Here is a 657-nt window from a genome sequence, read left to right on the forward strand (position 1 = left end):
AGGTGTGCCGTTGAAACATGTTCTTGTCATTGACGATGATGCCGCAATGCGGCGCCTCATCGCCGAGTATCTCACGATGCATGCCCTGAAGGTAACCGCAGTCCACGATAGCAAGCAGTTTGACTATGTTCTTTCACGTGAGCCAGTCGATCTCGTGGTTGTTGACCTTAACCTAGGCCGGGAGGATGGACTTGCGATCGTCCGCAATCTGGCGACAAAATCGGATGTTCCTATCATAGTGATCAGCGGCGACCGGCTTGATGAGGCGGAAAAAGTGGTTGCACTGGAGCTCGGCGCAACCGATTTCATTCCCAAGCCTTTCGGGATGCGCGAATTCTTGGCCCGCATTCGAGTAGCGCTACGCCAGCGCATTTCTAGTCCGCGAACCAGAGAGCAGCGCTCATTTCGCTTTGGGGCCTGGAAGCTCAGCGTGAAGCAGCGGCGACTGATCTGTGCGGAGCGTGGCGAGGTCAAGCTTACCGCATGTGAGTTCAATCTCTTGATCGCATTTCTGGAGAACCCCCGCAACGTGCTATCCAGAGAACGGCTTTTGCTCGCGAGCCGTGTGCGTGGAGAAGAGGTGTACGATCGAAGTATCGATGTCCTAATCATGCGCTTGCGCCGAAAGCTGGAGGCTGATGCGGCCAACCCTCGCCT

1 protein-coding gene is annotated in these 657 nt (G+C 55.7%); it reads left to right on the top strand.

Going from position 1 to position 657, the window contains the following annotated elements; genetic code table 11:
• Positions 1-10: 10 nt before the first annotated feature.
• Positions 11-657: two-component system response regulator VirG (gene virG, locus NKI66_RS32625; RefSeq protein ID WP_352754081.1), on the top strand; the 647-nt coding region annotated here is incomplete at its 3' end.

The sequence above is a fragment of the Mesorhizobium sp. M0518 genome (genome assembly GCF_040321125.1).
Lineage (GTDB): Bacteria > Pseudomonadota > Alphaproteobacteria > Rhizobiales > Rhizobiaceae > Mesorhizobium.